Below are 13,142 nucleotides of genomic sequence, written 5' to 3'. Positions count from 1 at the left end.
CCGGATCGCGGGCGTCGAACCGGAAGACGACGAAACCCCACAAGCCGACGCGGACTAGGATTTCACGCTCACCACAGGTGAGGCACCACTCCGGATTACGCGCTCATTTTCAAATGAGGCACCTCGCGGGCGCAATGGCTTGTCAACCCAATGTTTTCAAGTGTTTGCTTGCGGTTTACCGAATGAACAGAACCGCACATTCTGACTGCTGTGCGTCAGGAAAACGCACATGATCCGACATCTGGGTACGTAGTGAAACCGTCGCGACACGCCGAAGTGGCGTATCTCGGAGGTTCGTGTATAGTATCCATCTGTTGCCTGCTGCACTGCTGGTGCAGGGGACGACGATGGTGGCTATAGCTCAGTTGGTAGAGCAGCTGATTGTGGTTCAGCAGGTCGCGCGTTCGAGCCGCGTTAGCCACCCCACGAGAAACCCGGAGCATTGCTCCGGGTTTTTGCGTTTTGAGGTCTACGGCATGTGCGAAGTGGCGCGCGTGGCGGTTGGTCGCTGCAGCGTGTCGCATGTCGTGGGGTGGTGTATCATAGTAATTCGTGTGTGCCAACGGCATGCCTTATGTAACAGGCGTGCGGGTTGGGATATCCCGTGAATCGACTGGATCGCGCGCAGCAATGCGGACTGTGAAAGAGGATCGGGCCATCGGGCCGGTGGACTGTGGCTATCTTTGACCGATCTGTCGATCAGTGGGCAAAGTGTGGGCGCAGTGCGGCGGTCTCACGGAAACAAGAGAAACCACTGAATCGGAGAATTCAAGTTGCCTACTATTGAACAGCTCGTCCGTAAGGGACGTCAGGCCAAGCCGAAGAAGTCGAAGACTTTGGCCTTGAAGGGCAGCCCGCTGCGCCGCGGCGTGTGCACCCGTGTGTACACCACCACCCCGAAGAAGCCGAACTCGGCTCTGCGTAAGGTCGCCCGTGTGCGCCTTTCCTCGGGCATCGAAGTCACCGCCTACATCCCGGGCGAGGGCCACAACCTGCAGGAGCACTCCATCGTGCTCGTGCGCGGCGGCCGTGTGAAGGATCTGCCGGGCGTGCGTTACCACATCGTGCGTGGTGCGCTCGATACCCAGGGTGTTAAGGACCGCAAGCAGGGTCGTTCCCTGTACGGAGCAAAGAAGGCGAAGTAAGAGATATGTCACGTAAAGGCCCCGCTAAGAAGCACACGCTGCTGCCCGATCCGATCTACGGCTCGACCGTCGTGGCTCAGCTCATCAACAAGATCCTGCTCGACGGCAAGAAGTCGATCGCCGAGGACATCGTCTACTCCGCGCTCGATATGATCAAGGAGAAGACCGACCAGGAGCCGGTCGCTGTTCTCAAGCGCGCTCTGGACAACATCCGTCCGTCCCTCGAGGTCCGTTCCCGCCGCGTCGGCGGTGCGACCTACCAGGTCCCGGTCGAGGTCAAGCCGAACCGCGCCAACACGCTGTCCCTGCGCTGGCTGACCGACTTCTCCCGCGCCCGTCGCGAGAAGACCATGGCCGAGCGTCTCGCCAACGAGATCCTCGACGCCTCCAACGGCCTCGGTGCTTCTGTCAAGCGCCGCGAGGATACTCATAAGATGGCAGAGGCCAACAAGGCCTTCGCTCACTACCGCTGGTAATTTCCAAGAACGAGAGCTAAGGAATAGCAAATGGCACTTGACGTGCTTACGGATCTGCACATGATCCGCAACATCGGCATCATGGCCCACATCGATGCCGGTAAGACCACCACCACCGAGCGCATCCTCTTCTACACCGGCAAGAACTACAAGATCGGTGAGACCCACGACGGCGCCTCGACGATGGACTTCATGGCTCAGGAGCAGGAGCGCGGCATCACCATCCAGTCCGCCGCCACCACCTGCTTCTGGAACCGCCAGACGCACGACACCAAGGACAAGTTCCAGATCAACATCATCGATACCCCGGGCCACGTGGACTTCACGGCCGAGGTGGAGCGCTCTCTGCGCGTCCTTGATGGTGCCGTCGCCGTCTTCGATGGCAAGGAAGGCGTGGAGCCGCAGTCCGAGACCGTGTGGCGTCAGGCCGACAAGTACGGCGTCCCGCGCATCTGCTTCATCAACAAGATGGACAAGCTCGGCGCTGACTTCTACTTCTCCGTGCAGACCATCAAGGACAAGCTCGGCGCCAAGCCGCTCGTCGTCCAGCTGCCGATCGGCGCCGAGAACGACTTCGCTGGCGTCGTCGACCTGATCCGCATGAAGGCCTACGTGTGGAACGACGTTTCCACCGATCAGGGTGCCCACTACGACACCACCGACATCCCGGCCGACCTGCAGGACAAGGCCGAGGAGTACCGCGCCCAGCTGCTCGACGACGTTGCTGAGGCCAGCGACGAGCTGACCGAGAAGTACCTCGAGGCCGGCGAGCTGACCGAAGAGGAGATCCGTGCGGGTATCCGCAAGCTCACCATCGAGCGTCGTGCCTACCCGGTCCTCTGCGGTTCCGCGTTCAAGGACAAGGGCGTGCAGCCGATGCTCGACGCCGTTGTGGACTACCTGCCCTCCCCGGAGGACGTGCCGTCCATCAAGGGCTTCAAGCCGGGCGACGAGTCCGTCGAGATCGACCGCAAGCCGCTGGTTTCCGATCCGTTCGCGGCCCTCGTCTTCAAGATCTCCACGCACCCGTTCTACGGCAAGCTCGTGTTCGTGCGCGTCTACTCCGGCTCCGTCAAGCCGGGCGACAACGTGCTCGACTCCACGAAGGGCAAGAAGGAGCGCATCGGCAAGATCTTCCAGATGCACGCCGATAAGGAGAACCCGGTCGATGCCGCCGAAGCCGGCAACATCTACACGTTCGTCGGTCTGAAGAACGTGTCCACCGGTGACACCCTGTGCGCCGAGTCCGCCCCGATCTCCCTCGAGTCCATGACCTTCCCGGACCCGGTCATCCAGGTGGCCGTGGAGCCGAAGACCAAGGCCGATCAGGAGAAGATGGGCATCGCCCTCGCGAAGCTCTCCGACGAGGATCCGACCTTCCAGGTCACCACCGACGAGGAGTCCGGCCAGACCCTGATCGCCGGCATGGGCGAGCTCCAGCTCGACATCATCGTCGACCGTATGCGCCGCGAGTTCAAGGTCGAGTGCAACGTCGGCAAGCCGCAGGTCGCCTACCGCGAGACCATCCGCAAGGCCGTGATGAACGAAGTCTACACCCACAAGAAGCAGACCGGTGGTTCCGGCCAGTTCGCAAAGGTGTTCATGAACTTCGAGCCGCTCGACACCGAGGCCGGCGAGACGTTCGAGTTCGTCAACGAGGTCACCGGCGGCCACATCTCCGCCGAGTTCATCGGACCCATCGAGGCCGGTGTCAAGGAAGCCATGGAATCCGGCGTGCTCGCCGGCTTCCCGGTCGTGGGCGTCAAGGCCACCGTGTACGACGGCCAGATGCACCCGGTCGATTCCTCCGAAATGGCCTTCAAGATCGCCGGTTCCATGGCGTTCAAGGAAGCCGCTCCGAAGGCCAAGCCGGTCATCCTCGAGCCGATCATGGCCGTCGAAGTCCGTACTCCGGAGGAGTACATGGGCGACGTCATCGGCGATCTGAACCAGCGTCGTGGCAACATCCAGTCCATGACCGACGCCACCGGCGTCAAGGTCATCGACGCCAAGGTCCCGCTGTCCGAGATGTTCGGCTACATCGGCGACCTGCGTTCCAAGACCCAGGGCCGCGCCATGTTCACCATGCAGATGGACTCCTACGCCGAGGTCCCGAAGTCGGTCTCCGACGAGATCGTCAAGGCCCAGCGCGGCGAGTGACACGCGCTGCCGCTTAAGGCGTCCAGTGTCTCCAGTCAGCGCTAATATCGTGTAGCGCTGACTGGGTTCTGGCTCCAAAGTGGCACATAACCCAGAAACCCAGTAAACTGTAGCGAGTGCCCGGGCCACAAGCCGGGGCTTTTACTACACGAGACGTCCAGGAGGACAAAAGTAATGGCAAAGGAAAAGTACGAGCGTACTAAGCCGCACGTTAACATCGGTACCATCGGCCACGTCGATCACGGCAAGACGACCTTGACCGCGGCCATCTCCAAGGTCCTGCACGAGGAGTACCCGGATCTCAACCCGGAGTACGACTTCAACCAGATCGACGCCGCTCCGGAAGAGCAGCAGCGTGGTATCACCATCAACATCGCCCACATCGAGTACCAGACCGCGAAGCGTCACTACGCTCACGTGGACTGCCCGGGCCACGCCGACTTCGTGAAGAACATGATCACCGGCGCTGCTCAGATGGATGGCGCCATCCTCGTTGTGGCCGCCACCGACGGCCCGATGGCCCAGACCCGCGAGCACGTGCTGCTCGCCCGTCAGGTGGGCGTCCCGAAGATCCTCGTCGCCCTGAACAAGTGCGACATGGTCGAGGACGAGGAACTCATCGAGCTCGTTGAGGAAGAGGTCCGTGACCTCCTCGACGAGAACGGCTTCGATCGCGACTGCCCGGTCATCCGCGTGTCCGCCTACGGCGCTCTGCACGATGACGCTCCGGATCACGAGAAGTGGGTCGAGCAGATCAAGAAGCTCATGGACGCCGTCGACGAGTACATCCCGACCCCGGTCCACGACCTCGACAAGCCGTTCCTGATGCCGATCGAGGACGTCTTCACCATCTCCGGCCGTGGCACCGTCGTCACCGGTCGTGTTGAGCGTGGCCAGCTGGCCGTCAACACCCCGGTCGAGATCGTCGGCATCCGTCCGACCCAGACCACCACCGTCACCTCCATCGAGACGTTCCACAAGACCATGGACGCCTGCGAGGCTGGCGACAACACCGGTCTGCTGCTCCGCGGCATCAACCGTACCGATGTCGAGCGTGGCCAGGTTGTGGCCAAGCCGGGCTCCGTCACCCCGCACACCAAGTTCGAGGGCGAAGTCTACGTTCTGACCAAGGATGAGGGTGGCCGTCACTCGCCGTTCTTCTCCAACTACCGTCCGCAGTTCTACTTCCGCACCACCGACGTCACCGGCGTCATCGAGCTGCCGGAAGGCGTCGAGATGGTCCAGCCGGGCGATCACGCGACCTTCACCGTCGAGCTGATCCAGCCGATCGCTATGGAGGAGGGCCTGACCTTCGCCGTGCGTGAGGGTGGTCACACCGTCGGCTCGGGCCGTGTCACCAAGATCCTCGCCTGATTTCATCAGTAGAGCATCATGACACGCTTGAACTAGCGTTCTGAGAAACCCCCTGAATCCTCGCGGATTCAGGGGGTTTCTCATATCGGATGCAAGTCCGGAACAGTCCATGAAACGCCTGTATAGGCGGTATGGCATAATAGCGAAGGCTATTTTTAAGCTTCACGCACATTCAATCAAACGAATAGGTGAGTAACTGTGGCACAGACTACCAATGACATCAAGAACGGTTCCGTCCTGAACCTCGACGGCCAGCTGTGGACCGTCACCAAGTTCCAGCACGTCAAGCCGGGCAAGGGCCCCGCCTTCGTGCGCACCACCATCAAGAACGTCCTGTCCGGCAAGATCGTCGACAAGACCTTCAACGCGGGTATGAAGATGGAGTTCGAGACCGTCGACAACCGCAACCTGCAGTACTCCTACGAGGACGGCGAGAACTTCGTCTTCATGGACATGACCACCTACGATCAGATCTACATCCCGAAGTCGCTGGTCGGCGATCAGGCCAAGTACCTGCTCGAGGGCACCGACTGCGTGGTCTCCTTCCACGACGGCACCCCGCTGTCCGTCGAACTGCCGGCTTCCGTGATCCTGACCATCACCCACACCGAGCCGGGCCTGCAGGGCAACCGCTCCAACGCCGGCACCAAGCCGGCCACCGTCGAGACCGGCGCCGAGATCCAGGTTCCGCTGTTCATCAACGAGGGCGAGAAGGTCAAGGTCGACACCCGCGACGGCTCCTACCTCGGCCGCGAAAACAACTGATCCGCGGGTACTGGATCCGCTGGGACCAAAGGAATAGAGAGCTTCATGGCACGTTCCACCGCCCGCAAGAGGGCTCTGAACACGTTGTACGAAGCGGACGAGAAGGGACAGGATATCCTGTCCCTTCTTGCTGAGCGCATCGCCGAGCCGGGCGCGCAGACCCCGCTTCCCGATTACGCCATCGACATCGTGCGCGGCGTCGCCGAGCACCGTCGTGACATCGACCGCACGCTGAACGACCATTCCACTGGCTGGAAGGTCTGGCGCATGCCGGTCGTCGACCGCAACATTCTGCGCATCGCCGTGTGGGAGATCCTGTTCAACGACGAAGTGCCGAACAAGGTCGCCATCGACGAGGCCCTCGGCCTCGCGAAGACCCTGTGCGACGACGACTCCCCGGCGTTCATCCACGGCCTGCTGAGCGCCGTGTGCAACGACATCGAGCGTCCCGTCGACGACGGTCCGTCGCGGTCCGGGACCGTCGACGCCGAACACACCGATGACCACGCCGACGATCAGCCGTCCGAGCCGGGCGCGCAGAACGCCGACGAGAGCGCCGAAACGACCGGCGAGTCCGAATAAACAGCACATTTCCAGCGGTTTCGTTCGGGTTCGCCAGTCCCCGCCGGCCGCTATCGTGAGTGACGAATATCCCGAGTAATTAAGGGGGTTTTGGTGAACCAGATTGATTCCGAAGCCGTGAGTTTTTCCCCTGATGAAGCCGTTCTTGTTCTTGAGGACGGGCAAGTGTATGTGGGAGACCCCTACGGCGCCATCGGCAAGACCAGCGGCGAAATCGTGTTCGCAACCGGCATGACCGGCTACCAGGAGACGCTGACTGATCCGAGCTACGATCGGCAGATCGTGGTGCAGACGTTCCCGCACATCGGGGACACCGGAATCAATCAGGAAGACCCCGAGTCCTCTCGCATCTGGGTTGCCGGCTACATCGTGCGCGATCCCAGCCCGACCGTGAGCAACTGGCGCGCCACCGGCTCTCTCGACGACGACCTCAAGCGCGAGGGCATCGTCGGCCTGTGCCATATCGACACGCGCAAGCTGGTGCGTCACCTGCGCACGGCCGGCGTGATGCGCGCGGCCATCTTCTCCGGCGACGCGCTGATCGACGAGGGCACCGGCACGCTGCGCTCCGTCGCGTCCATGCTGGCCGAAGTCAAGGCCACGCCGCAGATGAAGGGCCTGAGCCTCTACGACGAGGTCAGCACCAAGGAAACCTACACCATCGAGCCGTGCGGCGAATTCGAGGGCAAGGAGCCGCTGTTCACCGTCGCGGCCGTGGACCTTGGCATCAAGGCCATGACGCCGCACCGCATGGCCGAGCGCGGCTGCCGCGTGCACGTCGTGCCGTCCACCGTCACGTTCGAGGAGATCGAAAACCTCAACCCGGACGGCGTGTTCTTCTCCAACGGTCCGGGCGACCCGGAGCAGGCCGGCCCCGAAGTCGAGCTGCTGCGCAAGGTGCTCGACGCCGGCTACCCGTTCTTCGGCATCTGCTTCGGCAACCAGCTGCTCGGCCGCGCGCTCGGCTTCGGCACCTACAAGCTCAAGTTCGGCCACCGCGGCATCAACCAGCCGGTCAAGGACGTGACCACCGGCAAGGTCGAGGTCACCGCGCACAACCACGGCTTCGCCGTGGACGCGCCGATCGGCGAGACCGTGGACGCCCCGTACGAGAACGGCAGGTACGGCAAGGTGTTCGTCTCGCACATCGACCTCAACGACGACGTGGTCGAGGGACTGCAGTGCGTGGACATCCCCGCGTTCTCCGTCCAGTACCACCCGGAGGCGGCGGCCGGCCCGCATGACGCCGCATATCTGTTCGACCGTTTCGTCGACCTGATGAAGACGACGAAGACTGCCAAGGAGGAGAAGCGCAATGCCTAAGCGTACGGACATCAAGTCGGTCATGGTCATCGGCTCCGGCCCGATCGTGATCGGACAGGCCGCCGAGTTCGACTACTCCGGCACCCAGGCATGCCGCGTGCTGCGCGAGGAGGGCATTCGCGTCATTCTGGTCAACTCCAACCCGGCCACCATCATGACCGACCCGGAGATGGCGGACGCCACCTACATCGAGCCGATCGCGACCCCGATCCTCGAGCAGATCATCGCCAAGGAGCGCCCCGACGCGCTGCTGCCGACCCTCGGCGGCCAGACGGCCCTGAACGCCGCTATGGCGCTCGGCGAGGCCGGCGTGCTCAAGAAGTACAACGTCGAGCTGATCGGCGCCTCGCTCGAGGCCATCGACCGCGGCGAGGACCGCGAACTGTTCAAGAAGGTCGTCGAGGAGGCCGGCGCCGAGTCGGCCCGCTCTCGCATCGCGCATACGCTCGTCGAATGCGACCGCATCGCCGACGAGCTCGGCTACCCGCTGGTCGTCCGCCCGAGCTTCACCATGGGCGGCCTCGGCTCCGGCATCGCGCACGACGAGGAGGAGCTGCACCGCATCGCCGGCGCCGGCATCCACTACTCACCGACCGACGAGGTGCTCATCGAAGAGGGCATCGAGGGCTGGAAGGAATTCGAGCTCGAGCTCATGCGCGACCGCAACGACAACGTCGTGGTCGTCTGCCCGATCGAAAACGTCGACCCGGTCGGCGTGCACACCGGCGATTCGATCACCGTCGCCCCGTGCTTCACGCTCACCGACCGCGAATACCAGAAGCTGCGCGACATCGGCATCGCGATCATCCGCGGCGTGGGCGTCGACACCGGCGGCTGCAACATCCAGTTCGCCATCCACCCGGACACGGGCCGCATCATCGTCATCGAAATGAACCCGCGCGTCTCCCGCTCGTCCGCCCTCGCGTCCAAGGCCACCGGCTTCCCGATCGCCAAGATCGCGACCAAGCTGGCCCTCGGCTATACGCTCGACGAGATCCGCAACGACATCACGCAGTCCACGCCGGCCTCCTTCGAGCCGACCATCGACTACGTCGTGACCAAGGTGCCGCGCTTCGCGTTCGAAAAGTTCCCGGGCGCCGACCCGACCCTGACCACCTCGATGAAGTCCGTCGGCGAGGCCATGGCCCTCGGCGGCAACTTCCAGGAGTCGCTCGGCAAGGCCATGCGCTCGATCGACAAGCGCCACATGGGCTTCAACTGGGACGGCGAGAAGCCGTCTGCCGACGAGGTCGCCGAACTGCTCGAGGCCATCAAGGTCCCGACCGAACACCGCTATCTGCAGATCCAGCGCGCCCTGTGGGGCGGCGCGACCGAGCGGCAGATCTTCGACGCGACCAAGATCGACCCGTGGTTCATCCGACAGTTCGCGCTCATCAACGACACCGCGCTCGAGATCGCGGCCGCCGAAACGCTCACCAAGAAGCTGCTCAAGAAGGCGAAGCAGGCCGGCCTGTCCGATCTGCAGATCGCGCATCTGCGCCGCCTCGGCGACGAGGGCGAGAACACGATCCGCGAGCTGCGCTGGACGTACGGCCTCAAGCCGGTCTACAAGACCGTCGACACCTGCGCCGCTGAGTTCGACGCGGTCACGCCGTACTACTACAGCTGCTACGCCGACGAGTCCGAACTGCGCCCGCGCGAACGCGAGGCCGTGATCATCCTCGGCTCCGGCCCGAACCGCATCGGCCAGGGCATCGAGTTCGACTACACCTGCGTGCACGCGGTGCAGGAGCTCGGCAAGGACTACGACACGATCATGGTCAACTGCAATCCGGAGACCGTGTCGACCGACTACGACATGTCCGACCGCCTGTACTTTGAGCCGCTCACCTTCGAGGACGTGCTCGAGATCTACGAGGCCGAGAAGAAGATGGGCCCGGTCAAGGGCGTGATCGTGCAGCTCGGCGGCCAGACGCCGCTTTCGCTCGCCGCGCGACTCAAGGCCGCGGGCGTGCCGATCCTCGGCACCACACCGGAATCCATCGATCTGGCCGAAAACCGCGAGCTGTTCGGCGAGGTGCTCAAGAAGGCGCACATGAACGCGCCGCGCTACGGCACCGCCCTCAGCCTCGACGAAGCCCGCGAGGCCGCGCATAACATCGGATATCCGGTGCTCGTGCGCCCGAGCTACGTGCTCGGCGGCCGCGGTATGGAGATCGTGTACGACGACGCGCAGCTCGTCAAGTACGTCAACCGCGCGCTCGACGAGGCGAAGGCCGACACCGTGGTGTCCGGCCGTCTGCCCTCCCCGCTGCTCATCGACAAGTTCCTGCAGGACGCCATCGAAATCGACGTCGACGCCCTGTTCGACGGCGAGGAGCTGTACATCGGCGGCATCATGGAGCACGTCGAGGAGGCCGGCGTCCACTCCGGCGACGCGGCCTGCACGCTGCCCCCGTCCACGCTGTCCGACGACCAGATCCGCCGTCTGCGCGAGGGCACGTACGCCATCGCCAAGGGCTGCGGCGTCAAGGGCCTGATCAACGTGCAGTACGCGTTCATGGCGAACACCCTGTACGTCATCGAAGCCAACCCGCGCGCCTCCCGCACCGTGCCGTTCGCCTCCAAGGCCACCGGCGTGGCGCTGGCGAAGGCCGCCGCGCGCATCATGGCAGGCGAAACCGTCGCCGACCAGCGCGCAAACGGCCTGCTGCTGCCCAAGGGCGATGGCGGCGTCATCCACCGCGGCCAGCAGGTGGCGGTCAAGGAATCCGTGCTCCCGTTCAAGCGCTTCCGCACGCCGGTCGGCAAGACCGTCGACGTGCTGCTCGGACCCGAGATGCGTTCGACCGGCGAGGTCATGGGCTTCGACCGCGACTTCCCGCACGCGTTCGCCAAGAGCCAGCTTGCCGCCTACGAAGGCGGTCTGCCGACCGGCGGCAACGTGTTCATCTCGGTGAACGATTCCGACAAGCGCCAGCTGCCGATGTTCGCCGTGCGACTCGTCGAACTCGGGTTCAAGCTGTGGGCCACCGAAGGCACCGCCTCCGTGCTGCGCCGCTATGGCATCGAATCGAAGATCGTCGACAAGATCAGCACGCGCATGGACTCCGATCCTGACGCGCCGGTCGTTGTCAAGCATGCGGAAGGCAGCATCGGCAAGAACGTCGTCGAGCTGATCGAAGACGGCAACATCGACATGATCCTGAACACGCCGAACTCCCGCGGTTCGCGTTCCGACGGATACTCGATCCGCGCCGCGGCCATCGCCGCCGACATTCCGCAGTTCACGACGATGACCGAATTCTCCGCTGTGCTCATGGCCATTGAAGCCGTCAAGAAGAACGACTACCAGATCATGAGCATTCAGGAACATTCGCAGCAGTTGTTCGAAATGGAAAGCCGGGATAACTCATGATCAACAGCCTCAGCAGTGAAGAGCAGCAGGCTCAGCGCTCCGATTTCGGTCTGCGCCTGAGCAATTCGATGGCCAAGTACGGCCCGTTGTGCGTAGGAATCGACCCGCATCGCAAGCTCCTCACTGACTGGGGCTACAACGTCGATGCGGAGGGCGCGGAGCTGTATGCCATGCGCATGCTGCAGGCCGCGTCCGGCCGCGCCGCCGCCGTCAAATTCCAGTCCTCGATGTTCGAACGCTACGGCTCGAAGGGCTTCGCGGCGCTCGAGCGCGTGCTGTACGCGGCGCGCCAGATGGGCATCATCACCATCGTCGACTGCCTGCACGGCGGCCTGTCTACCACGATCTCCGCGATTTCCGACGCGTATTTCAAGCCGGGCGCCCCGCTGCTCGCCGACGCGATCACGCTGCTGCCGTACTACGGCGCACGTTCGCTCGGCGGCGTGATCAACGACGCGCTCAACAACGGCCGCGGCGTGTTCGTCGCCTCCCTCACCTCGAACGAGGAAGGCGCGAGCCTGCAGACCGCCATCCGCCAAAGCGGCGACTACAAGGGCAAGACCGTGGCGTACGGCGTGGCCAGCACCGTGCAGAAATTCAACGAAGGCATCAACGGCATGGGTTCGGTCGGCCTGATCATTGGCGCGACCATCGGCCAGTGGATCAGCGACAGCGGCATCGACCCCGCGCAGTTCACCGGTCCGATCCTGTCTCCCGGCTACGGCTGGCAGGGCGCCGAAGCCAAGGACCTGCGCACCGTGTTCAAGGGCACGCGCGGCAACGTGCTCGTCACCGTGTCGCGTTTCATCGCCTCGCACGGTCCCGACATCGCCGCGCTGTCGCAGGCGACGGAAGCGATCTCGCTCGACGTGCGCCAGGCGCTGCTCGAGGCGACCAAGGCCGCGGACAAGCATCCGGCCGATCCGAACGCGCCGATCGTCGTGGACATGGGATCCGCCTCCCGCGTGTCCGGTGATGCCGGCACAGCCGTCGCGAGTGCCGACGTGCCGGCCGCCGCGGCCGATCAGCCCGTTGCGGCCGACCACGATGCGACGCCCGCCGCAACCGCGCACGAAGGGACCGATACGGCGGCAGCCGCGGATCGCACCGACGCCGAGACCGCGAAGGCCGCATCCGGCAAGTCCGATGCGTCCGATGTCGACGCCGCGAAGACGAACGCGCCTTCCGTCGTGTCCGACGAAAGCACGCAGGACGTGCGCGAACAGCAGATGAAGCGGGCCATGCACGGCGGCCGTCTGTTGGTGCTCACCGGTCCGGCCGGCGTCGGTAAGGGCACCGTGGAGAACGCGCTGCGCAAGAAGCATCCCGAAGTGTGGGTGTCCGTTTCCGCCACCACGCGCGACCCTCGCCCCGGCGAAATCGACGGCATCAACTACTGGTTCATGAGCGAGGACGAATTCATCGCCAAGGAAGCGGCGGGGGAGTTCCTCGAAACCGCCGTCGTGCACGGCATGGCCCACTACGGCACCCCGCTCAAGCCTGTCGAGGAGCATCTCGCCGCAGGCACGCCCACGATCCTCGAAATCGACCTGCAGGGTGCCCGTCGAGTCAAGGAAACCGCCAAGGACCTCGGCCTTGAAGTCCTCTCCGTCTTCATCGCCCCGCCCAGCTTCGACGAACTCGTCCGCCGCCTCGTCGGCCGCGGCACCGAAACCGAAGCCCAGCGCAAGCGCCGCCTCGAAACCGCCAAGGTCGAACTCGCTGCCGAAAGCGAATTCGACGTGACCATCGTCAACGACAACGTCGACAAGGCGGCGGAGGAGTTGTGGACCCTCATCGCCAAAGAATACGGCATCGCTGAATAACGGAGCGCCTTCCTTCGGTGCGCCTTGAAGTCGCACGCGTTATTCAACGATGCCGGCACCAGTGGATGATGGAATGAATACGGTTGATACGAACTGATAGAGAAAGCCCTCC

General features: G+C 63.7%; 9 protein-coding genes, 1 tRNA gene and 1 pseudogene. All 11 read left to right on the top strand.

The features are described 5' to 3' along the window. The first annotated feature begins 350 nt into the window (after positions 1–350). The 11 genes and pseudogenes from JS533_RS02415 to gmk all read left to right on the top strand — a co-directional run bounded on the left by JS533_RS02415 (position 351) and on the right by gmk (position 13,030). A tRNA-His gene (locus JS533_RS02415) sits at positions 351–426 on the top strand. Between the two features lie 347 nt (positions 427–773). Next, the gene (rpsL, locus tag JS533_RS02410) at positions 774–1,145 is read left to right on the top strand and encodes a 30S ribosomal protein S12 (RefSeq protein ID WP_003813881.1); all 372 of its coding nucleotides are present in this window, start codon (positions 774–776) and stop codon (positions 1,143–1,145) included. Positions 1,146–1,150: 5 nt separating this feature from the next. Further along, positions 1,151–1,621, top strand: a complete 471-nt coding sequence (gene rpsG, locus JS533_RS02405; protein ID WP_241512959.1) for a 30S ribosomal protein S7 — start codon at positions 1,151–1,153, stop codon at positions 1,619–1,621. A 30-nt stretch (positions 1,622–1,651) separates the two neighbouring features. After that, on the top strand, positions 1,652–3,781 hold the full coding sequence (gene fusA / locus JS533_RS02400; protein WP_241512958.1) for an elongation factor G: 2,130 nt from the start codon (positions 1,652–1,654) through the stop codon (positions 3,779–3,781). Positions 3,782–3,955: 174 nt separating this feature from the next. Further along, on the top strand, positions 3,956–5,155 hold the full coding sequence (tuf, locus tag JS533_RS02395; protein ID WP_214375136.1) for an elongation factor Tu: 1,200 nt from the start codon (positions 3,956–3,958) through the stop codon (positions 5,153–5,155). 198 nt (positions 5,156–5,353) lie between these two features. Further along, positions 5,354–5,920 carry an elongation factor P gene (gene efp / locus JS533_RS02390; RefSeq protein WP_219057659.1) on the top strand — a complete coding sequence of 189 codons (567 nt, stop codon included), beginning with the start codon at positions 5,354–5,356 and terminating at the stop codon, positions 5,918–5,920. A 45-nt stretch (positions 5,921–5,965) separates the two neighbouring features. Further along, a complete protein-coding gene (nusB, locus tag JS533_RS02385; protein ID WP_241512957.1) occupies positions 5,966–6,502 on the top strand; it encodes a transcription antitermination factor NusB in 537 nt (178 codons plus the stop codon). 93 nt (positions 6,503–6,595) lie between these two features. Continuing rightward, positions 6,596–7,825, top strand: coding sequence for a glutamine-hydrolyzing carbamoyl-phosphate synthase small subunit (carA, locus tag JS533_RS02380; RefSeq protein ID WP_241512956.1), 1,230 nt, complete (start codon positions 6,596–6,598; stop codon positions 7,823–7,825). Further along, positions 7,818–11,204 (top strand): carbamoyl-phosphate synthase large subunit, encoded by a 3,387-nt coding sequence (carB, locus tag JS533_RS02375; protein ID WP_241512955.1) that lies wholly within the window; start codon positions 7,818–7,820, stop codon positions 11,202–11,204. The genes carA and carB overlap by 8 nt, the downstream gene beginning before the upstream one ends. Continuing rightward, positions 11,201–12,100, top strand: a pseudogene (gene pyrF, locus JS533_RS02370) (orotidine-5'-phosphate decarboxylase); the annotation flags it as partial. The gene carB and the pseudogene pyrF, both read left to right, overlap by 4 nt. Before the next feature lie 333 nt (positions 12,101–12,433). Continuing rightward, positions 12,434–13,030: a guanylate kinase gene (gmk, locus tag JS533_RS02365; RefSeq protein ID WP_241512961.1), complete on the top strand. Its 597-nt coding sequence runs from the start codon at positions 12,434–12,436 to the stop codon at positions 13,028–13,030. Positions 13,031–13,142 lie beyond the last annotated feature (112 nt).

Source organism: Bifidobacterium amazonense, from assembly GCF_018555435.2.
Taxonomy (GTDB): domain Bacteria; phylum Actinomycetota; class Actinomycetes; order Actinomycetales; family Bifidobacteriaceae; genus Bifidobacterium; species Bifidobacterium amazonense.
The sequence above is the reverse complement of the archived record's forward strand: the minus strand, read 5'-3'. Positions and strand labels throughout refer to the sequence as shown.

What these genes read in the sequence shown, in the direction of transcription:
- rpsG (WP_241512959.1), top strand. Translation starts at nt 1,151, where the DNA reads ATGTCACGTAAAGGCCCCGCTAAGAAGCACACGCTGCTGCCCGATCCG.
- fusA (WP_241512958.1), top strand. Translation starts at nt 1,652, where the DNA reads ATGGCACTTGACGTGCTTACGGATCTGCACATGATCCGCAACATCGGC.
- gmk (WP_241512961.1), top strand. Translation starts at nt 12,434, where the DNA reads ATGAAGCGGGCCATGCACGGCGGCCGTCTGTTGGTGCTCACCGGTCCG.
- carB (WP_241512955.1), top strand. Translation starts at nt 7,818, where the DNA reads ATGCCTAAGCGTACGGACATCAAGTCGGTCATGGTCATCGGCTCCGGC.
- tuf (WP_214375136.1), top strand. Translation starts at nt 3,956, where the DNA reads ATGGCAAAGGAAAAGTACGAGCGTACTAAGCCGCACGTTAACATCGGT.
- nusB (WP_241512957.1), top strand. Translation starts at nt 5,966, where the DNA reads ATGGCACGTTCCACCGCCCGCAAGAGGGCTCTGAACACGTTGTACGAA.